The 20,381-nt window shown below is 59.0% G+C and carries 17 protein-coding genes; 14 read left to right on the top strand and 3 right to left on the bottom strand.

What is annotated here, in order from left to right; genetic code table 11:
- Nucleotides 1–408: 408 nt before the first annotated feature.
- The 6 genes from U9R81_RS12530 (at nt 409) to U9R81_RS12505 (ending at nt 8,900) form a co-directional block, all read left to right on the top strand.
- Nucleotides 409–1,647 (top strand): DUF445 domain-containing protein, encoded by a 1,239-nt coding sequence (locus tag U9R81_RS12530; protein ID WP_322495784.1) that lies wholly within the window; start codon nt 409–411, stop codon nt 1,645–1,647.
- Nucleotides 1,648–1,683: 36 nt separating this feature from the next.
- The gene (locus U9R81_RS12525; RefSeq protein ID WP_322495783.1) at nt 1,684–2,952 is read left to right on the top strand and encodes a cystathionine gamma-synthase family protein; all 1,269 of its coding nucleotides are present in this window, start codon (nt 1,684–1,686) and stop codon (nt 2,950–2,952) included.
- A 271-nt stretch (nt 2,953–3,223) separates the two neighbouring features.
- Entirely contained in the window at nt 3,224–4,408 is a 1,185-nt protein-coding gene (locus U9R81_RS12520; protein ID WP_322495782.1) for a PAS domain-containing protein, read from the top strand.
- Nucleotides 4,409–4,442: 34 nt separating this feature from the next.
- Nucleotides 4,443–4,724, top strand: coding sequence for a circadian clock KaiB family protein (locus U9R81_RS12515; RefSeq protein ID WP_322495781.1), 282 nt, complete (start codon nt 4,443–4,445; stop codon nt 4,722–4,724).
- Nucleotides 4,725–4,763: 39 nt separating this feature from the next.
- Complete coding sequence (gene kaiC, locus U9R81_RS12510; protein WP_322495780.1) at nt 4,764–6,308, top strand: circadian clock protein KaiC; 1,545 nt, start codon at nt 4,764–4,766, stop codon at nt 6,306–6,308.
- A 48-nt stretch (nt 6,309–6,356) separates the two neighbouring features.
- On the top strand, nt 6,357–8,900 hold the full coding sequence (locus tag U9R81_RS12505) for an EAL and GGDEF domain-containing protein (protein ID WP_322495779.1): 2,544 nt from the start codon (nt 6,357–6,359) through the stop codon (nt 8,898–8,900).
- 56 nt (nt 8,901–8,956) lie between these two features.
- Here the strand turns inward: U9R81_RS12505 and U9R81_RS12500 are convergent, their stop codons facing one another.
- On the bottom strand, nt 8,957–9,760 hold the full coding sequence (locus U9R81_RS12500; protein ID WP_322495778.1) for an SDR family oxidoreductase: 804 nt from the start codon (nt 9,758–9,760) through the stop codon (nt 8,957–8,959).
- Between the two features lie 99 nt (nt 9,761–9,859).
- The gene (locus U9R81_RS12495; RefSeq protein ID WP_322495777.1) at nt 9,860–10,984 is read right to left on the bottom strand and encodes an ArsA-related P-loop ATPase; all 1,125 of its coding nucleotides are present in this window, start codon (nt 10,982–10,984) and stop codon (nt 9,860–9,862) included.
- A gap of 194 nt (nt 10,985–11,178) precedes the next feature.
- Between U9R81_RS12495 and U9R81_RS12490 the strand changes: the two genes are divergently transcribed.
- The 8 genes from U9R81_RS12490 to U9R81_RS12455 all read left to right on the top strand — a co-directional run bounded on the left by U9R81_RS12490 (nt 11,179) and on the right by U9R81_RS12455 (nt 18,288).
- Nucleotides 11,179–11,817 (top strand): cyclodeaminase/cyclohydrolase family protein, encoded by a 639-nt coding sequence (locus U9R81_RS12490; protein WP_322495776.1) that lies wholly within the window; start codon nt 11,179–11,181, stop codon nt 11,815–11,817.
- Complete coding sequence (locus U9R81_RS12485) at nt 11,814–12,671, top strand: bifunctional 5,10-methylenetetrahydrofolate dehydrogenase/5,10-methenyltetrahydrofolate cyclohydrolase (RefSeq protein ID WP_322495775.1); 858 nt, start codon at nt 11,814–11,816, stop codon at nt 12,669–12,671. The genes U9R81_RS12490 and U9R81_RS12485 overlap by 4 nt, the downstream gene beginning before the upstream one ends.
- Nucleotides 12,668–13,975: a phosphoribosylamine--glycine ligase gene (locus U9R81_RS12480; RefSeq protein ID WP_322495774.1), complete on the top strand. Its 1,308-nt coding sequence runs from the start codon at nt 12,668–12,670 to the stop codon at nt 13,973–13,975. The genes U9R81_RS12485 and U9R81_RS12480 overlap by 4 nt, the downstream gene beginning before the upstream one ends.
- A 62-nt stretch (nt 13,976–14,037) precedes the next feature.
- A complete protein-coding gene (locus U9R81_RS12475; RefSeq protein ID WP_322495773.1) occupies nt 14,038–14,478 on the top strand; it encodes a GNAT family N-acetyltransferase in 441 nt (146 codons plus the stop codon).
- A gap of 183 nt (nt 14,479–14,661) precedes the next feature.
- The gene (locus tag U9R81_RS12470; protein WP_322495772.1) at nt 14,662–15,141 is read left to right on the top strand and encodes a phasin family protein; all 480 of its coding nucleotides are present in this window, start codon (nt 14,662–14,664) and stop codon (nt 15,139–15,141) included.
- A 158-nt stretch (nt 15,142–15,299) separates the two neighbouring features.
- Nucleotides 15,300–15,827, top strand: coding sequence for a polyhydroxyalkanoate synthesis regulator DNA-binding domain-containing protein (locus U9R81_RS12465; RefSeq protein WP_066789645.1), 528 nt, complete (start codon nt 15,300–15,302; stop codon nt 15,825–15,827).
- A gap of 33 nt (nt 15,828–15,860) precedes the next feature.
- Nucleotides 15,861–17,078 (top strand): patatin family protein, encoded by a 1,218-nt coding sequence (locus tag U9R81_RS12460; protein WP_322495771.1) that lies wholly within the window; start codon nt 15,861–15,863, stop codon nt 17,076–17,078.
- Nucleotide 17,079: 1 nt separating this feature from the next.
- On the top strand, nt 17,080–18,288 hold the full coding sequence (locus U9R81_RS12455) for a glycosyltransferase (protein ID WP_322495770.1): 1,209 nt from the start codon (nt 17,080–17,082) through the stop codon (nt 18,286–18,288).
- A gap of 22 nt (nt 18,289–18,310) precedes the next feature.
- Here the strand turns inward: U9R81_RS12455 and U9R81_RS12450 are convergent, their stop codons facing one another.
- Nucleotides 18,311–20,173: a serine/threonine-protein kinase gene (locus U9R81_RS12450; protein ID WP_322495769.1), complete on the bottom strand. Its 1,863-nt coding sequence runs from the start codon at nt 20,171–20,173 to the stop codon at nt 18,311–18,313.
- Between the last annotated feature and the right edge of the window lie 208 nt (nt 20,174–20,381).

Here is a 20,381-nt window from a genome sequence, read left to right as displayed (position 1 = left end):
CAAGGTTGATGATGAACCTTGAGCGGAATAGACGTGGAGTGCGGCAGTTTGATTACCGCACTCCACAATGGTTGCATGATCCCGTAGCATCCTGCAACGAGCATCGTGGCAAGGTTGATGCTTGACGTGCTGTACCCATTCGTGGCGCTGTGCGGCATGGAGTGCGGCAGTTTGATTACCGCACTCCACAATGGTTGTATGATCCCGTAGCATCCTGCAACGAGCATCGTGGCAAGATTGATGCTGGATGTGCTGTACCCATTCGTGGTGCTGTGCGGCATAGAGTGCGGCAGTTTGACTGCCGCACTCCAAAATGATTCGCAGTGTTCATGGATGCGTTAGCCAATAGCATATTACCACAGTATCCATTGTTCGATAGTCATAGATCTTATTGCCAAAGGTATTTTCATGGATGATCAACAACGCCTCAATGACCTTCGCCGCATGCAAACATTCGCCACCGGCCTGTTAGTCTTGGCCGGCATCGTCTTTGTGCTGGCCAGTATCTGGCGTGATGCCGCGCCGTGGGTGCCGTTTGTGCGCGCCTTTGCCGAAGCGGCTATGGTTGGCGCATTTGCCGACTGGTTCGCGGTTACTGCTCTTTTTCGCCACCCGTTAGGCTTGCCGATCCCGCATACCGCAATTGTGCCGGCGCGCAAAGCCAGCATTGCGGCTGGCTTTGGCCGGTTTATCGAAACCAACTTTCTCAACCCCGATCAGATCATCGCATGGATCCGGCGGCACGATCCGGTCAGCCGGCTAGCCCATTGGTTGCGCGATCCCAAGCGGGGGGAACAGGTGGCTGATGTGGTGGTCGAGGCGTTGGGCGGATTATTACGTGTGGTTGACGATGATGATGTAAGCCAAGCGCTGGCGCGCGGCCTTAATCAGCGCTTGGACACGATCCCGGCGGCGCCGCTAGCCGGACGATTGCTTGGTGTTTTGGTGACTGGCGGGCGCCAGCGCGATGCCTTGATGCAGTTGATACAATTGCTGGCCGAGGTGATTGCCAGTAACGAAACGGAAATCCGCCGCCGCATCGCTGGTGAGTTGCCGGTATGGGTGCCGCGGATTGTCGATCAACGCATCTACGAGCGGTTGTTGGAAGGGATTCAACGGCTGTTGCGCGAGTTGCGTGAAGACCCCGACCATCCGCTCTACCAGCAGTTTACCGCCTTGATCGATCGCTGGATCGTTGATCTGCAATTCGATCCGCAGGTGCAACAACAAGGAGAGGCATTAAAGCGAGAGGTACTGGCGCATCCGGTGGTGCGCGAGCTTGCGCAAGCAAGCTGGCGTGATCTCAAACTTACCTTGCTGAGCCAGAGCGTCTCTCCCTCGTCACCGCTGCGCCGCTCGATAACTGAGGCTATCGCGCGATTTGCCGATCTGCTTGAGCACGATCCCGAATGGCGCGCGAAGGTCGAGCATTGGGTGATGGCAGCGGTAGCGGCACTAGTGCGCCGGTATGGGCACGCGATCGGCGAGTTTGTGACGCAGACGGTCAATGGCTGGGATACGGCGGAAGTGACGCGCAAGATCGAGTTGCAGTTTGGGCGCGATCTGCAATTTATCCGCATTAATGGTACTATTGTAGGCGGATTGGTCGGATTGATTATTTACAGCGTGTCGTTGCTGTTTACGTAAGCGAGCGATGGCGCTCGGCGCGCGAGGAGGCGTTGTATGAGCAAGCAGAGCAAACAGACCACGATCGACGGCCAGCGGCTGCATCCTGAAAGCTTGATGATGAGCTACGGCTATGTGCCGGCGCTGTCGGAAGGCGCGATCAAGTGTCCTATTTTTCAAACCTCAACCTTTGTCTTTCAAACGGCGGAAGAGGGCAAAGCCTTCTTCGAGCTGGCCTACGGCTTACGCCGCCCCCACGAGGGTGAAGAGATTGGGCTGATCTATAGCCGGCATAATAATCCCGATCTCGAAATTCTCGAAGATCGGCTGACACTCTGGGATCAAGCTGAAGCAGCGGCGGTGTTTGCCAGCGGCATGGCGGCGATTACCACGACTCTGCTCACCTTCCTGCGACCCGGCGACGTGATTGTCCATAGCGAGCCGGTCTATGGCGGCACCGATTATCTGCTCAAGCACGTTCTGCCGGCCTTTGGCATCCGGCGGTACGGTTTTGTATCGGGTGTCTCACCCGAACAGGTCGAGACCCAACTCCGGCGAGCCGGGTTATTCGATGCGGTGGGGATGATCTACCTCGAAACGCCGGCCAACCCGACCAACGCGCTGGTGGATATTGCCGGGTTTGCGGCGCTGGCCAAACGGGCGCCGCGCCGGGTGTTGACGGCGGTCGATAACACCTTCCTCGGCCCGCTCTGGCAGCATCCGCTAGCGCACGGCGCCGATCTGGCGCTCTATTCGGCGACGAAGTACATTGGCGGGCACAGCGATGTGATCGCCGGTGTCTGTTTGGGCAGCCGTGAACTGATCGCGCAGGTGAAAGGCATGCGCACGATTATGGGTACGATGGCAGGTGCGCATACTGGCTGGTTACTTTTGCGTTCGTTGGAAACGCTCAAGGTGCGGATGGAAGCGCAACAGGCCGGCGCGCGGCGGGTGGCCGATTTTCTTGCCAACCATCCTAAGGTTGAGCGGGTCTACTATTTGGGGCATCTCACGAGTGATGATCCGCAGTACCATATCTACCGGCGGCAGTGTGCCGGGCCGGGGGCGATGATCTCGTTCGACCTGCGCGGCGGTGAAGCGGAGGCGTTTCGCTTCCTCAACCATCTGCAACTGATCCATCTGGCGGTGAGTTTGGGCGGCACCGAGTCGCTGGCCGAGCATCCGGCGACGATGACCCATGCCGATGTTGACCCTGAAGAACGGATCGAGTTTGGGATTGGCCCCAATATGGTGCGCCTGTCGGTTGGGGTCGAGCATCCTGATGATCTGATCGCCGATCTGAACCAAGCTCTGCGAGCTGTTTGATAGTGAACAGATTGATCTTGCCAAGGTGACAAATTTCACATTTGCGAGCTTGACAGGAAGGGATGGTCGCCTCATCATGCTCAGTGTGTACGCGCGTTCATTTGTATTGGTGAATGGTTGTGTTTGCAGATGATCTCCTCATCATTGCACCAATGCCCTAGTGTGGTGTTTCCGCAGATGAGTGCAGCGATCTACACGGTCGGAGAAAGTTGCCTGTTATAGCGCGTGCGAGCCGGGCTACGGTTGCATCACGCGCGGCCAGAGAAATGAGGTGATCGTTATCGACGCCCAGCCCCGTTCGACAGCAGAAGACCATCTGCGCGCAGTTGTAAGCCATGACGCTGATGGCGCGATCATTGTCGATCACAGTGGGGCAGTGCGTTTCCTCAACAGTGCTGCCGAGCGGTTGTTGAATCGTCATGGCGCCGAACTGCACGGCCAGATATTTGGCTTTCCGCTAGTAGTCGGCGAACGAGCGGAAGTTGAGGTGTTGCGTCCTGATGGCGAATTTGCCGTTGCCGAGATGCGGGTCTTGTCAATCGTGTGGGAAGGTCAAGATGCGTTTTTGATTACGTTGCGCGATGTGACCTTCGAGCGACGGGCCGAAGCGGCGCTGCGGGAAGCAGAGGCATTTAGTATTGCGATTCTCAATTCGCTGACTAGCGAAATTGTGGTACTGGATAAGCAAGGCAAAATTGTGGCGGTCAATGAAGCGTGGCTCCAATTTGGCCGTGAAAACGGGATTACCGATCTCGCGTCGATCAGCGTCGGCGCTGATTACTTTACGGCCTGCGCGGCAGCGGGGCCGGGCACCGGCGGCCCGGAAGCGTTGCAGGGGTTGAAGGCGGTTCTCTCAGGTGAACTGGCCGAATTCACGTATGAATATCCCTGCCCCGGCCCGCAGGGCATGCGCTGGTTTGCCTTGCGAGCAGTGCCGTTGCGGGGGGCGCGGCAGGGGTTAGTCGTGGCGCACAACGATATTACCGACCAGCGTCGCGCTGCCCAAATTGCCGCCGAAGCCGAGATGTTGCGTGAACAGGTACGCCAAATGGAACGCGAGCTAATCTCGGTGGAGGCGATCTCACGGCCTGATGAGATGGTGCGTTCGTTGACTGCGCCGTTGCGCCAGCGCGCGCCCGATCTGTTTAGCTACGGGTTGGAACGGTATGGCGCATTACTCGAAGAGGCGTTGTACAGCCGTGTGCATCGCACCCCGGCGCCATCGCGGTCACTGCGCGAATTGGGCGAATGGTTTGGTTCGATTTGGGCGGCGCCACGTGATCTGATCGAGGTGCATTTGCAAGCGATGCGTGATCGCAGCCAACATAATACGCCCAAGAAGTTGCAAGCATACTTTGAAGAAGGACGCCTGCTTCTCCTAGAATTAATGGGTCATCTAGCATCGTATTATCGATCAATGGCGGCTGGTGAATTATCTTTCCGTGATTCAGAGTAGCGGCGACTGAAACTGTTGCCGGGACGAACAGACTGTGAGCAAGATTGTTTTGCATCTCTATATCGCTGGCCAGACACCACGCGCCGAACGGGCGATTAGTACGCTTCGCCGGATGATCGAGCAGGAGTTGGCCGGCTATGAATGTGAGTTGACCATTATTGATGTGCTTGCCGATCCGCAGCAGGCCGAGAATCAAAAGATCTTGGCGACGCCGACCTTGATCAAGAGTTCGCCGACACCTTACCGGCGGGTGATTGGCGACCTGTCGAGCGTTAGTGATTTGTTGAATGTCTTGAATCTACCGCCACAATCTTGAGACGTTCTTGCCTCTGTGCAACCAATAAGGAGAACGCAGGTGTGCGCTGATCAGATCGAACGGCTTCCTACCGGAATCACCGGCTTTGACCATATCGCCAACGGTGGCTTGCCCAAAGGTCGGACGACCCTTGTGTCAGGTACAGCCGGTAGCGCGAAGACGGTCTTTGCGGCCCAGTTTTTGGCGGCTGGCATTAAGCTGGGCGAGCCGGGTGTATTTGTGACGTTTGAAGAGACGCCGGAAGCCTTGCGCCGCAATATGCTGGGGTTTGGCTGGGATATTGCCCGCTGGGAGGCTGAGGGGAAATGGGCCTTTGTCGATGTGTCGCCGCAACCCGAAGAAGAGCTGGTTGAACTTGGATCGTACGATCTCGGTGCGCTGCTGGCGCGCATCGAGCATGCCGTGCGGAGTATCGGCGCGATCCGGCTGTCGATGGATTCGCTCGGCGCGATCTTTACGCGTCTGAATGATTCGCGGGTGGTGCGTAACGAATTGCTCCGGATTGTCAGCACGCTGCGCCGGTTAGGAGTGACCGCCGTGCTGACCGCCGAGCGCACGCAGGAGTATGGTGAAATTGCGCGCTATGGCGTCGAGGAATTCGTTTCGGATGACGTGGTGATCCTGCGCAACCTGCTCGAAGATGAGAAGCGTCGGCGCACGGTTGAGATTCTCAAGTTCCGCGGCACCTCGCACCAGAAGGGTAGTTTCCCCTTCACCGTCATTCCCGGCGAGGGCATTCACGTGATCCCGCTCTCGGCGATCGAGCTGAAACAACGCTCGTCGAGCGTGCGCACCACGTCGGGCAATGCCGAACTCGACCGCATGTGCGGCGGTGGTTTCTTCCGCGATTCGATCGTGCTGGTGAGCGGCGCGACCGGCACTGGCAAGACGTTAATGGCGACCACGTTTATGGCCGCCGGCGTGCGCCAAAACGAGCGCTCACTGCTGTTTGCCTTTGAAGAAAGCCGCGACCAGCTCTTCCGCAACGCGATCGGCTGGGGGATCGATTTCGAGCAGATGGAACGCGATGGCCTGCTGCGCGTGATCTGCAACTACCCCGAAGTGACCAGCCTCGAAGATCAACTGATCTTTATGAAAGCCGAAATTGATCGCTTCCGCCCGCAACGGGTGGCGGTTGACAGTCTCTCGGCGCTGGAACGGGTGGCGACGATTAAGGGCTTTCGCGAGTTTGTGATTGGCCTGACCTCGTTCATCAAGCATCAAGAGATGGCCGGTCTCTATACTGCGACAACGCCAACCTTGCTCGGCGGTTCGTCAATTACCGAAGCGCATATCTCAACGATCACCGACTCGATCATTCTTTTGCGCTATGTCGAACTGTTCGGCGAAATGCGTCGCGGGTTGACCGTCCTCAAGATGCGCGGATCGAGCCACGATAAAGATATTCGCGAATTTACCATTGATAATCGTGGCATGCATATTGGCCGTCCCTTCCGCAATATCTCTGGTATCTTGTCAGGGCAGTTTACCCACATTACGCCGAGCGAAATTGACCGGCTGAGCGCGATGTTCCGCGATGAAGAGGGTGATGAACCCGCCAGAGATACTGCGCCAACCAATTAATTTGTAACCTTTCAGTGGCACTGGCTGGGTGTGAGGGAGATTGCCACAGTGCAGCATGATACTTCTGTTTCCGAACCACGCAGCACTGCTGATCGTCCGGCGCCATATCCTGATCAACGATCGTTGCAGGCAATTGTGGCCAATAATACAAATGCCCTGCTTGTGCTCGATCTCGCCGGTACGGTGCTTTTTGCCAATGAAGCTGCGCTGCGTCTGTTTGGCCGGCAAGCCGATCAGGTGCAGGGCAGTCCGTTTGGTTTTCCCCTTCAACCGGGCTTGACGGTCGATGCTGAAATCGTGCGCCCTGATCACTCGGTGGTAATCGTTGATTTGCGGGTTGAGCCGATTGAATGGGATGGCTCGCCGGCAATGTTAGCAATACTCCACGATATTACCGAACGCAAACAGGCCGAGCAGTTGCTGATCGAAACCCAGCAATTGCTCCATTCGGCGCTCGATGCTCTGCCGTCGGCAATTGCCATTCTTGATCGGTATGGGCAGGTGTTGGCTGCTAATGTGCGTTGGTTGCAACTCGGCCCACTGCTCGGCGTCGAAGCGATCGACTGCACGGTCGGAGCATCGTTTCTGGCCGCTTGCCAGCTTGGGGTAGGGCCGGCAGTGGTGGTTGCAGCGGCGATCGAGCAACTGCTAGCCAGTGAGCTGGAACGCTATGAAGGCGAGTTTGCCGCAGTCACGCATAGTCGCTGCTGGCTGGCGGTACGCGCAGTGCGGTTTGGGGCCGGCGAGCGGGTGCGGGTCGTGATGATGCTGGAAGATGTATCGGCCCGCTACCAAGCCGAGCAGATCAGTCTAGCGCACCGGCGGGTGCTTGAGTTGATCGCCCGCCAGTACGATCTCAGAACGATTACGCGTGAGATGTTGCAGTTGCTCGGCGAGCAGATGACGGATTTAGTCTATGCGGCATATGTGGTGCGTTCGGTAGCGGTCTTCGCGAGCTACAACCGTTACATTCTGCACGACGATCTCCCGCACTTAGATCAGTGGGCGAGTGAATTACTCACCCAATTGCCATATCGTAATCAGCGGATCAGCGAACTTGAGCCGGATTCGCCGCATTGGCATAAGATTCAGTCACTCATCCAGATGCAAATTATTAACCGCAGTTGGTTGATTGTATTACGTACCAATCGCGATCCAGCTGATGGGTGGCTATTGCTTTGCCGGCAAAGTGACATGCCACTGACCTTAGAAGAACAGCAACTGCTCGATCACATCGAACAATTGACGACCATTGCGCTCGAACAGCACGCGACACTGCACAAATTGGTGTACCAAGCCCATCACGATGCATTGACCGGCTTACCAAACCGGTTGTTGTTTGAAGATCGCTTACAGCATGCCATCGAGCACGCGCGCCGTAATAATACGCTGGTAGCAGTGCTCTTTATCGATCTCGACCGCTTCAAGCAGGTGAATGACACGTTTGGCCATGTGATCGGCGACCTCTTATTGATACAAGTGGCGCGCCGGTTTGAATTGTGCGTGCGGGCGACCGATACGCTAGCCCGGCATGGCGGTGATGAGTTTCTGTTGGTGTTGCCAGAGATCAATTCGTCGCAACAAGCCATGGCCATTGCGCGTCGCTTGCACGAAACGCTTGAGCACCCATTTTTCATTGATGGGCATGAAATTTTTGTTAGTGCCAGTATTGGCGCGAGCCTGTACCCGATCGACGGCACCGATGTGATTACGCTGCAACGAGCGGCGGATATAGCGATGTATCGCGCAAAAGCCACCCTGCGTAATAGTTTTCAGTTCTTCGATGCAGCTATTACGAGTACATCGCTCGAACAGTTGCAGATCGAGACGCTGCTGCGACGGGCGATAGAGCGCAATGAGTTGTTGTTACACTATCAACCGAAAGTCGATCGCGCCGGAAAACTGGTTGGTTTTGAAGCATTGATTCGCTGGCAGAACGTTGAGCTTGGCATGGTCTCGCCGGCGCGATTCATCCCCATTGCTGAAGAGACGGGATTAATTGTTGCGATTGGGGCATGGGTCCTGCACGAGATTGCCCGGCAGATGCGTGAATGGCGCCAACAGGGTTTGCCCCTCGTGCCAATAGCAGCTAACGTATCGGCATTGCAATTCTCACAAAGCAGTTTTGTGCAAACGGTAGCGGAAATCTTAGAGCAGGCTGATTTGCCCTTGGACTGGCTCGAACTCGAATTGACCGAGAGTATGCTGGTGGGGCAGATTGATAATTTACGCCGCCAACTGATCGAGTTACGCCAATTGGGGGTGACGTTAGCGATTGATGACTTTGGCACCGGCTATTCATCGTTGTCATATTTGCATCGCTTGCCGATTAACATCCTCAAGATTGATCGCTCATTTGTAGCGTGGCTCGATCAGCCTGAGGTGACGGTCGAGCACAGCCTCGTGAGCGCCATCATTTCGCTTGGCCATCAACTTGGCATGCAAATCGTGGCCGAAGGCGTCGAGACGGCTGGCCAACGCCAGATCTTGCTCGCTGCCGGCTGTGATCTTTTTCAAGGCTACTACATTGGCCGGCCAATGCCGGCTGAAGCAGCAGCGGCATGGTTGCGCACCCACACTGAAGCGAACTAATTGCAGACAGCGCCCCACCGTCTGGGGCGCTCCGGTTGCTGACAGCAGGTTTGCCGCTATTGCTTGCGCCGTAATGCTGCTTTTAACAGTCGCCAGATGGCGCGGTGGCGCGGCATGACTTCAAAAATCTGCCCGTTCTTGCCCTCGCGCACGATGCGTAACGCGAGTTCTGCCGTCTCTTCGGCAGTGGTGCCGAAGATGTTCAAGACGCGCGGCAATTGCTTGATCGCTTCCCCGCCGGGGCCAACCGTTTCAAAGTGGTTGATCATGTCGGTCGGCACCATTCCCGGCGTCAGCACGTTGAAGCGCAGGTAGGGGTGATCTTGATAATCACGGGCAAAGGCTTCGGTTAGGCGCACAATCCCCGCTTTCGAGACGCTGTAGGCCGAGAGAAAGCGCTGCGGTCGCTTGGCGCCGCCGCCGGAAAGGTTGATGATCTGGCCGTTACGTTGTCTAATCATGTACGGCAAGGCGGCCCGGCAGCCGTAATAGGTACCGAGCAGGTTCACCTTAATGACCTGTTCCCACGCTTCGGGCGGCACATCGAGGACGTAGCCGAATGGCCCCGAAATGCCGGCATTGTTGACCCACAGGTCGATCCGGCCCATGCGCTCGGCGGCAGTAGCGGCGAGGGTCTCGACTTCGAGGCGATTGCTGACATCGCAGCGGACGCCGCTCACTTTGAGGCCAGCGGCTTGCATTGTACGTTCGGCTTCGGCTAGGTTGGCGGCATTGGCCGACGAAATTACGACCTGCGCGCCGGCGCGGGCTAGCGCTTCCGCGATGGCCCGCCCGATCCCCCGGCTGCCACCGGTCACGACTGCGGTCAGGTTACGCAAATCGGTTGTCTTCTGAGCCATGGTCTCCTCGTTGTGATACAAGCAGGACAGACACCGTAATGGCTGCGCAGGTTGTACTCTGCGTTGTTTATTCTGGCGACTGAAACCTCCGGCCTCCGATTAGCGCCGGCGAATCGTCAACCGGTCGCCCTCGCGCACGGCACGGATCGGCGCGTTGCGGAGCGCTGCCGGCAAGAGCAGGTGCCGCCGGTATGGCCCCAGCGAGACGATCAGTTCATCACCGCTCACGCTCACAGTCAGATCTTCACGGGCGACACCCGGCAGCAACAGGCTGATAAATGGATCGGTTTGCGAACCAATGCCAATCGGTGGCGGCAGCGGCGCCGGCGGGTGCAGCAGCCCTCTCCCGATTGTCGCGAATGGCGTCGGCTCGTGAGGCGTGGCGTGAAAGGGCAGACGCAACAGCGGCAAGTTCGGCCAACGCGCCGCGACGGCGGCTACGACCGCAGCCTGCTCTAAGACCGGGGTGGCGAGTTCGTGGCCATCACTCACCACCGGCAACAGCGGGCCGGCGATCAGCGCATCGAGATTCAGGCCAAAGAGCGTCAATGCCGGCGCGTACAACGTTGCCGCGCGCAAGCCGGCGTGATCGGGCCGGATCACCAAACGCGCCCGCACCCGTGTTGGATCGAGCGCAGCGTCGCGCAACTGCTCAAATCGCACTCGCGCCTCTTGCATCTGCCCAATCTGCTCGAATGGCAGCAAATTGGCCGGTAATGCCGCGCGCGCCAGCGACTCGCTTGATTGGCCGGGGCCACGATCGAGCCCAAAGAGTTGCCGCATCAGCCAGCGAAAGGTGTCGGGAACGGCCAGCGCGCGCAAGAGACCATCTGGCGGCCCAGCATCAACACAGATGAGCTGGTAGCCGCGTTGGGCATGGCTGGCAAGGCGATAGACGGCCAAAAACAGTTCCAGACCGGGCAGCAACGGCAGATCATCGCCAGCGATGGGCGGGCCGGGCAAGCTGATGCGTGTGCGGAGTTCATCCCACGTTGCGCTCAAATCCGCCAGTGGTTGGAACGTCCAGAGATCAAGTTGGGGGGCAAGGGTAGCCGGTTGGGGCGCTGGTGGGGCGCCTAAGAGGGTCGCGCAATCGTGGGTGGGCGTGAGACTGGCAAGCAGGGTGGGTTGGCCTTGCGCGGCTGAAGCGACTGCCGTAGCGGCTGCGGCGAGGGCGCTCGATTCACCGCTAAAAATAATGATCTGCGCGGTAGTAGGCCACATAGCGATCGTCCTGTCTGCGGCACAGGTATATGCAGATGGTTGCTGATTGTATTATATGCAACTTCGCCAACGTGGTGGTTGTGATTAGCCAGCGGATGCGGCAAACATTTGGCGCCGCCGATCAGCTATAATGAGTCGTGGTCAACGCTTACGAAGCGTTCCCTTTATGTGGTTGTCCAGCTCAGGGAGGCAACATGTCAGAATCATTGATGCAACAGCCGCTCGGCGCTATTCTCGACGCGCTGGCTTCGCGCGCGCCTACTCCCGGTGGTGGCAGCGTCGCGGCCCTGACCGGCGCGATGGCAGCCGGTTTGGTGAGTATGGTATGTGAACTGACGATCGGTAAACCGCAGTTTGCCGAGGTTGAAGGCGAGTTGCGCACGATCCATGTGCATGCCGAACAGTTACGGGCCGAATTGCAGCGGCTGGCTGACGAAGATATTGCTGTGTTTAACCGGTTAGCGGCGGCGTACAAGCTGCCGCGCACCACCGAAGCTGATGCGGCGACGCGCAAAGCGGCAATCCAACAGATTACCCGCTTGGCTGCCGAAGTGCCGTTGCGCACGGCGCAAGCCGCGGCGGCGTTGTTGCCGCTCTGCACGACGCTGGCCAACAATTGCGCCCGGTTGGTGGTGAGTGATGTGGGGGTTGCGGCCTTGCTAGTACGGGCTACAGTGCAGAGTGCGGCGCTCAATGTTGAAATCAACCTCGCTGCACTCGAGGATCAGGTGTTTGTGCGCCAAACGCGCGCCCAATTGCAAGATCTGCTGATCGGACTTGGTGATGAAGTTGACGGCATTGTCACCATTGTCCGGGGAAGGATGGCGGCATGAGCGCCCAGATTCTCGATGGTCGTGCGCTAGCCCAAGAACTGCGCGCCGAGGCGGCGGCGCAGATTGCCGAATTACGCGCGCGGATCGATCGCGCTCCAACGATTGCAGTCGTCCAAGTGGGTGACGATCCCGCTGCGACGCGCTACGTGCGCAGCATCGACCGGCTGTGCCAGTCGTTGGGGGCGGCATGCTGGGCCATTGCCCTGCCGGCAAACACCGAACAAGCCGATCTGGAAGCGACGGTTTCGAGCCTCAGCGCCGATGATCGAGTCGATGGCATCTTGTTGCAACTGCCACTACCGGCGGGCTTGTCGCTCGATGGGGTTTTGCATCGCCTCGTACCGGAAAAGGATCTCGACGGCATTCATCCGATCAATGCCGGCTTGCTGGCACAGGGGCGTCCAGCGTTGACACCAAACACCCCTGCCGGTGGGATGGAGCTGCTGCGCCGGTATGGAATTGAGGTGCGCGGGAAGCGGGCGGCAGTGGTGGGTCGCTCGGCAATTGTGGGCCGGCCCATGGCCCTGCTCTTGCTGCAGGCCGATGCCACCGTCACCATCTGCCATTCGCGTACCCCTGATTTGGGTGCTGTCTTGCGCGAATGTGACATCATCGCCGCCGCGGCTGGCCGGCCCGGCCTTATTACGGCTGAGATGATTAAACCCGGCGCGACGGTGATCGATTTCGGCACCAACGTGCTGGCCGATGGCAGTATGGTCGGTGATGTCGATTATGCCGGGGCGGTGGAAGTGGCCGGCGCCATTACACCGGTACCCGGCGGCACTGGCCCGGTGACGAATGTGATGCTCATGCAGAATCTGATCAAAGCAACCCGCACTCGGTTAGGGATATGAAAATCCTCGTGCTCGGCAATGATGGGCGCTGCCATGCGCTGGTCTGGAAGCTCTTCGCCAGCCCAACCGCCGATGTGCTGGTGGCGCCGGGCAATGGCGGCGCCTGCCAGATTGCGCCGCAGGTTGATCTCGATCCGGCACAGCCGGCCCAAGTCGCGCAGTGGGCGTTTAACGAGCAGATTGATCTGATCGTGCCGGCGAGCAGCGAACCACTCTGGGCCGGGTTGGTAGATGAAGTGGTGAGTATGCACATCGGCGTCTGCGGCGCATCGCAACGCAGCACACGCATCGAGTGGAGCCGCTGCTACGCCAAAGAGCTGCTGCTGCGCTACCAATTGCCCACGCCGGCAGGGCGGTGTTTTGCCAGCTTGCCGATGGCGGAAAAGTACCTCGCCGCGCAACCGCTGCCGGTAGTGCTGCGCGGCGACCATCCCGCCGCTGGCGAGGGGGTTTACCACGATCGCTACGCTGCCTTGGAAGCCTTACGCGTGTTGTTTGTGTCGCGGCCAGTGGAGGGCATCAGTCACGGAGTGGTGATTGAAGAGTATGTGAGCGGGCCAGTGGTGAGCTTTTCAGCCATTACTGATGGCAGCCATTTGGTATCGCTGCTGCCGGCCCGTATCTATGACGGGATGGGGCCGCAGCCGGATAGCCCGCCGGCGCCGGGTATGGGTGCGATGACCGGCAATTCCGCCTATGCCCAGAAGCTGAGGGCGTACCTCGAACGCCACCTGATGCAGCCGTTGGTCGCAGCCATTGCCCGCGAACAGTTGCCCTATTGGGGGATCATCGGCGTTGACTGCGTGATCGGCGCGCAGGGGCCGCAGATTATCGGGTTGCGCTGTAGTTTGCGCGATATGGAAGCGCAGGCAGTTTTGCCGCGTTTGATCGACGATCTGGTGCCCTACTTCGAGGCCGCCATTGCCCGTAGCCTGCACCGTTTGCCGCCTCTGCGCTGGCGCGACGAGGCAAGTGTGGCCTTGGCGCTCGTGACCCAAGGCTACCCCCACCACTACCCAATCAACGCCGCGGTGGAAGGGGTCAACGAAGTTGAAGAAGGCGTGCTGGTCTTCCACGATCAGACCGAGTCGCCGCATATCTTGCGCTACGATCCGTCGCGGCGCGACCGGTTGTTTGGCGGTGGCAGCGGCGGTTTGTATCTGACCGGCGGGCATGTGGCGACGGTGGTGGCACTCGGCGCTACGCTGGCTGGCGCGCGTGGGAGAGCCATTATCAATGCCGAGCGGATCCGTTTTCCCGGACGCACCTATCGCGAAGACGTCGGCGCGAGCGAACAAGCATAGGGGTGCGACGGCGTAGGGGCGGAGCAGGGTTCCGCCCCTACGGCATGTGATAAGGTGATGATATGTCTGCCGAACCTGTTATTGCGCTGGCCACGACTGATGAAGCGATTGCAGCTTGCTATCCGGCCATGGTTGAACTGCGTCCGCATCTGGTTGCGGCAGAGTTTGTCGATCGCATCCGGCGGCAGATGGCGCATGGCTATCAGCTTGCCGCGGTCTGGGTTGATGGCGTAGCCGTTGCGGTGGCCGGGTTCCGGGTGAGCGAAAATCTGGCGTGGGGTCGCTTTATGTATGTTGATGATCTGGTGACTCGGGCCGATCGACGTTCGCATGGCTATGGCGCGATGTTGCTAGCGTGGCTCAAGAAGTATGCCGCCACCGCCGGGTGCGCTCAACTCCACCTCGATGCGGGCACGTGGCGCAAAGATGCGCACCGGTTCTACGAGCGCGAGGGGATGCAGGTGAGCAGCTTCCATTTCGTCTGCGATGTGACCACCGCTTGACGTAGTAGCGGGGACGTTACGAAGTTTGTTACTTCGCAACTATTTCACCATTGACTTCCATGACGCAGCGTATTATACTCAGAGTTGTAACGCACCGCGTTATATGACTACCGAAACCCGGCAGGCTGTGCTATGATACAGACAGCTTGAATTCCGGTTACTACCATAGAGCAGGAGGCTGCTATGACAACGGTCGAAGAAATTGAGGTCAATGTCCGCCAGATCGACGAGACGCCGCCGCCGGTTAATCCGAGCGTGCAGATCTTTGAAGTGGTGCGCAAGCTGATGCTGGCCGGCATTGGCGCGTTTGCGCTCAGCCGTGAAGAGGCCGAGGCGTTCCTCAACCGGCTGGTGGAGCGGGGTGAGCTGGCGCAGAAAGATGCGCAGAAGTTGTTTGAGGAGGCTGCCGAGCGCTTCCGAAAGACGGCAATGCCGCAGGCTGATCAGGTGCAGGCTAACCTCAACAATCTGACGGCGCAGGTTGAGACCAGCTTCGAGCAGTTCCTCAACCGGCTCAACATCCCCTCCAAGCGTGACATTGATGAGCTGAGCGCCAAGATTGCCCAACTGGCGGCCCGTGTCGAGGAGCTGCGCCGCGCGCAAGAGACGCCGGCTCGCAGCCGCACCCGTAGCGAGGCGAAGGAAGAGCACAGCGAGAAGTAGTTAGCTCTGAGTTGCCGGACGCCGGCACTGTGGCGCTGGCCACAGGTGCCGGCGTTTTGGCGCAGCGTGTTATAATTGCCGCTGAGACTACTGAGGCAACGCCGGGATTGCCAAGGCATTGCGTTTACCTGCAGACCCGGCGCAAGGCGGCACCGACCATGCATGTTATTAAAAAATACGCCAACCGGAAACTGTACCACACCAACCAGAAGCGATATATCACCCTCGATGGCATTGCCAAGCTTGTGCAAGAGGGCGAGACGGTACAGGTGCTCGATAATGAGACCGGTGACGACATCACGGCGAATATTTTGGCGCAGGTCGTATTACAGGCCCGTGGGCGCGGTTCGCCGTTGCCAACCAACTTGCTCACCGGTCTGATTCAGGTTGGTGGCGATACTCTCACGACGTTGCGGCGCACACTCTTCAGTTCGCTCGGCGGTGATGAACTGATCGAAGCTGAAATTGGCCGGCGGATCGACGTACTGGTTGACGAGGGCGAACTTTCGCCCGAAGAGGCTGATCGCTGGCGCAAGCTGCTGTTGCGGCAAGAGTTTGCCCGTGATGCGCAGAATCAATTGGCCGATCGCATCGCTGATGTGCCGACACGCAACGATGTCGAACGGCTTCATGCCCAGATCGATGCGCTCGCCAGCATGGTTGAGCAATTGTTACGCCGGCGTTGAAGGTGATCGCATATCGTTGCAAAGAGGCAGGCTATGCAGCGCAGCACAACCGCTTTGGTCCTCGCCGGCGGCGGCGTGGCCGGCGCCGCTTATGAGATCGGCGCCCTCTGCGCCATCGATCAGGTGCTCGAACATCTCTCGGTCAATGAATTTGATATCTATGTCGGCACCAGCGCCGGCGCGTTGATCAATGCCTGTCTCGCCAACAATATGTCGCCGCGCACGTTAATTAGCGTGCTCGAAAGTTCATTGCTCGGCATCGATCAGCTCGAACCGCACCACCTCTACCAGTTAAATCTGGCCGATCTGTTGCGCCGCGCTTCTCACCTGCCTGGCGCGTTGGTTCAGGCTGTCCAACGCTGGTTGCGTGAAGGCAGCGAGGCGTCGCTCCTCGATCTGATCGAAACCTTGGCGATTGGCTTGCCGACCGGTCTCTATGACTCACAGGCGCTTGAACGCTACCTGCGGGCGGCGCTCGAACAACCCGGTCGCTCAAATCGCTTTACCGATCTTGACCGCGAGCTCATGATTGTTGCGACCGATCTCGATACCGGTGAACGCGCCGTCTTCGGGTTACCGCCGCTTGAACACGTGCCGATTTCACTCGCCGTCTGTGCGTCGGCGGCGATCCCCATTTTCTACCGCCCGGTGCGGATCGGCGATCGCGATTATATCGATGGCGGGTTGCGCGGTACCGCGAGCCTCGATGTCGCCATCGAGCGTGGCGCCGAGCTGATCGTGTGCATCAATCCGATGGTGCCGTTCGATAACCGCCGCCATCCGCCCGGCGCCGGCATCAGCGATCAGGGTATTCAGCGGATCGGCAATCAAGTGTTTCGTACCTTTATCCACGCCGGTTTGCATTACCACATCAAACAAGTGCGTCGCCGCCATCCTGAAGTTGACATCATTCTGATCGAACCTTCGCGCCATGATCGGACGATGTTCGCCGAAAATACGATGCGTTTCCGCACCCGGATGACGATCGCGCGCCACGGCTTCGAGAGCGTGGCCCGCCATCTCTGCGAACATTATCCGTATTACCGGGCGATGCTGGCCCGGCATGGCATTGCGATCAGCGATGAGCGAATCCGGCAAGATTTGCGCAACTTACAGATGGCCGGCGATGACCCGCATCTTGTGCGCGCAGCGTTGGTGACTGGCGGCTCACTCCACACCGCTCCAGAAGGGCTGGCCTCAACGCTGGCGGAATTGGATCGTTTGCTGTCGCGGCTTGAGGTTGCCCGTTGAGATGATCGTCTATATCGCCTATCCCACCAGCTTGAATTTGCAGTCGGCCAATGCGCTGCAAACCTATACCACGCTGCGCGAATTGCGCGCGCGCCGGCCTGACACCCTTGCCCTGATTCCGCGTTGGGGGATGGAGCCAAGCCGGTTTTATGACGTTGGTGCGGTGCATTTGCCCCGCCCGGCGATTGGTAAGCTCTCACGCCTGTACAAGAGCACGCTGCTCTATTACATGGAACATTCGGTCTTCGCCGCCATGACCGCGGCGATGGTGGCTCCCCGCCGGCAGACCGTCGAGGCGGTCTACATCCGCCAGCCGATTATTGCCGCGTGGTGGGCCGGCGTTTTTGGGCCCCGGCTTGGCCTGCCCGTGATCTACGAGGCGCATGATTTTGAATCGCGTAATCCGTCACGCGCCAAGGAACGTTGGGCGCGCGGGTTGCTCAATTTGATCGACCGGACGGCGATCGGTCGGGCGACGGCGATTGCGTCACTCACCGAGGATTTTCGCCGGCTGTTGGCGCAGATTGGCTGGCGCGATCCGGCTGATGTGGCGGTCATTCCCGATGCCTACGACGAGCAGATCTTTGCGCCGCAAGATCGCGCCGCGTGCCGCGCCGAACTTGGCTTGCCGTCTACGGCGCCGATCGTCGCCTATGCTGGCATGACCTTTGCCCACCGCTGGCTGGATGGCTTGCTCAGCGCCATTCGTGCTCTGCGCGCGACCCGTCCGGACTCGATCGGTCTGATTCTCGGCGGACGACCCGGCGAGCGGGCGGCACTGGCGGCCCATGCGATCAGTGAAGGGTTACGGGTGGCTGAAACCACGGCTACGCCAGCCGATCTCTACCTGCTGCCGCCACGCCCGCAAACCGAGGTGGTGCGTTGCCTCGGCGCGGCTGATGCGCTGGTGATCCCTGATACCGTCACCGATGTGACCGCTTCGCCGCTCAAGTTGTTTGAGTATATGGCGTTGGGTATACCGGTCGTGCTGCCGTCCATTCCGGCCTTGCACGAGATCTTGCCGCCGCATCTGGCCTACAGTTTCACCCGGCGCGATCTAGCTGGCTTACAAGCGGCGCTTAGTGCGGCGCTGGCCGAGCGTGACCCCTCGCTCGCAGCGGCGCGGCAAGCCTTGGCGGCTGAACACACCTATGGCCGGCGGGCCGAACGGATGATTGCCTTGGTGGAACAGGTAGCGAATCGCAGGTAGCGGTACAGCATCCGCTATACCGCTACTGGGTTGGCGCCTGCCAGAGGCAGATGCGGCCATCGTGGGCGCCGGTAGCCAGCAATTGGCCGTCGGGGCTGAAGCTTAGGCAACTCACGCCGGCGCTGTGTTCGAGTACGAGTGGTAATGGTTGTGCCTGTTCCATGTGCCAAAAGCGGGCGCTACGATCTTCGCTGACCGAAGCCAAAATTGGGAACCGTGGGCTGAAGGCGATCCCACGCACCGGAGCCGTGTGGCCTTGCAGGCTGTCGAGTGGATGATAATCTTTGAGCCGCCACAGCCGGATAGTAGTGCCGCTGCTGGCAGCAATGATTGTACTGGACGGGTCAAACGCGACACTGTAAATGAACGTATTAAAGCCGTTAATCGGTTCGAGCGCTCGTTGATCGGCGACCTGCCAGAGGTAGATCGCGCCGTCATAGCAGCCAGCCGCTAAGAGCGAGCCATTAGGCGAAAAGCTCAATGAATGGATGAAGGGGCAGGTAAACAGGCCGATTGGCTCGATCTTTCCTTGCCGCAGTTCGTACAGCGTGATCGCACTCCCCCACCCGCCAGTGGCGAGATATCGGCCATCGGGGCTAAACCCGATGCTCTCGATTGGGCAACCGGGGTGTTGGATGGTTTGCAATGGTTGCCAATCATCGGTGCGCCAGATCCGCACCGTCTCATCATCGCTGCCGGTTGCAGCCAGCTCGCCGTCTGGACTCCACGCGACAGTGCGGACAGTGCTCTCGTGGCTGCGCAGGCTAGTGACTTGTTCGCCGGTGCTGGCCTCCCACACTCCAACCGTATAGTCATCATAGCCTGCCAATAACCATTTGCCATCAGGCGAAAATGTGACACTCCGCACCTGACTGCCGGTGATCAGATGACGTAACATCGTGCCGACCGGTGTCGCCAATCGGGCGGGGGCGGCCTCTGCCGGTGACGGTTGAGAGGGCGTGTCAGCCGGCTCAGGGGCGGGCGGCGCTGCTGGTTGGGGTATAGGCCGTAAAACTGCCGGCGCAGCAGCGGCGGGTTTGCCACGCAGTCGGTGCAGCGCCTCGCGCATCTCGCGGGCTGATTGCGGTCGTTGTTCGATCAGGGTGGCCATGCCCTGCTCGATCAACTGGGTCAACCCTTCCGGGACATGCGGCGCCAAGCTGCGGATCGGACGCAACGGATCGGGTTGGCCATTGACCAGCCGGGCCATGCGGGTCATCGCATCAGGCGGAAGTACGCCGGTCAGCAGGTGATACAGGGTGGCCGAGAGCGAATAAATATCGCTGCGCGGATCGGGTTCACCATCGCGCATCTGTTCGTAAGGAGCATACGGTGGCGTGAAGCCATAGACTTTGCGTGTTCCTGATCCATCGAGACCGGCTGAGACGGTCATCCCGCCGCGGGCTAGCCCAAAATCAAGCAAGATAATATCGTGGCTGGGGGTGAGTTTGAGGTTCTTCGGCTTAATATCGCGATGAATGACTGGAACTGGCCGTGTGTGCAAATAATTCAACACATCGAGCAGTTGATCCATCCACTTGATCACCATCGGCAAGACTTGCGGCGAAGCAAAACGACGGCCAAGACGGGCCAATTGATTGCCGAGATCTTCGCCGTGGATGAATTCCATGACTAGAAATTGGCCCTGTGGATCAATGAAATGATCGATCACGCGCGGCAATGCTTGATGCCTGAGCCGGGCCAGTATTTGCGCTTCGCGCTCGAACGCCTGCCGGTAGGCCTCATCGTTAAACAGGGTCTGTTTTAGGGCCACGTCAATGCGCAGCCGCAGATCACGCGCTTGATAGACGGCTCCCATTCCGCCTTTGGCGATCTGAGTAATGACCCGATACCGGCCTTGCAAGACTGTTTCCGGTGCGAGCATGCACACTACTCCGGTCAGACGCGAACACACTAAATCGTATTATAACAAAATGCCGGCATTGCGGTTAAACCAAGTGTGGATCACATTCTTGATCGTCTAGCGAACGTAATCCGCTCAGGCATAGGTTGCGCTGACGGGGGAGATTGCTTCGGGGGCTGCCGCCCCTTGCAATGACAAATGGCCCGTGTCATTGCGAGCCGCCGGAGGT

It is taken from the genome of Chloroflexus sp. (assembly GCF_034435895.1).
In the GTDB taxonomy this organism is placed as follows: Bacteria; Chloroflexota; Chloroflexia; order Chloroflexales; family Chloroflexaceae; genus Chloroflexus.
Note: the sequence above shows the minus strand (reverse complement) of the source record. Positions and strands in the feature narration are given on the sequence as shown.

Bases quoted from the DNA above. Each gene is read 5' to 3' on its own strand.
- U9R81_RS12530 (WP_322495784.1), top strand. From the start codon at position 409: ATGGATGATCAACAACGCCTCAATGACCTTCGCCGCATGCAAACATTC.
- U9R81_RS12495 (WP_322495777.1), bottom strand. From the start codon at position 10,984: ATGTGGCCTACTACCGCGCAGATCATTATTTTTAGCGGTGAATCGAGC.
- U9R81_RS12490 (WP_322495776.1), top strand. From the start codon at position 11,179: ATGTCAGAATCATTGATGCAACAGCCGCTCGGCGCTATTCTCGACGCG.
- U9R81_RS12475 (WP_322495773.1), top strand. From the start codon at position 14,038: ATGTCTGCCGAACCTGTTATTGCGCTGGCCACGACTGATGAAGCGATT.
- U9R81_RS12485 (WP_322495775.1), top strand. From the start codon at position 11,814: ATGAGCGCCCAGATTCTCGATGGTCGTGCGCTAGCCCAAGAACTGCGC.
- U9R81_RS12470 (WP_322495772.1), top strand. From the start codon at position 14,662: ATGACAACGGTCGAAGAAATTGAGGTCAATGTCCGCCAGATCGACGAG.
- U9R81_RS12525 (WP_322495783.1), top strand. From the start codon at position 1,684: ATGAGCAAGCAGAGCAAACAGACCACGATCGACGGCCAGCGGCTGCAT.
- U9R81_RS12455 (WP_322495770.1), top strand. From the start codon at position 17,080: ATGATCGTCTATATCGCCTATCCCACCAGCTTGAATTTGCAGTCGGCC.
- U9R81_RS12500 (WP_322495778.1), bottom strand. From the start codon at position 9,760: ATGGCTCAGAAGACAACCGATTTGCGTAACCTGACCGCAGTCGTGACC.
- U9R81_RS12465 (WP_066789645.1), top strand. From the start codon at position 15,300: ATGCATGTTATTAAAAAATACGCCAACCGGAAACTGTACCACACCAAC.
- U9R81_RS12480 (WP_322495774.1), top strand. From the start codon at position 12,668: ATGAAAATCCTCGTGCTCGGCAATGATGGGCGCTGCCATGCGCTGGTC.
- U9R81_RS12460 (WP_322495771.1), top strand. From the start codon at position 15,861: ATGCAGCGCAGCACAACCGCTTTGGTCCTCGCCGGCGGCGGCGTGGCC.
- U9R81_RS12450 (WP_322495769.1), bottom strand. From the start codon at position 20,173: ATGCTCGCACCGGAAACAGTCTTGCAAGGCCGGTATCGGGTCATTACT.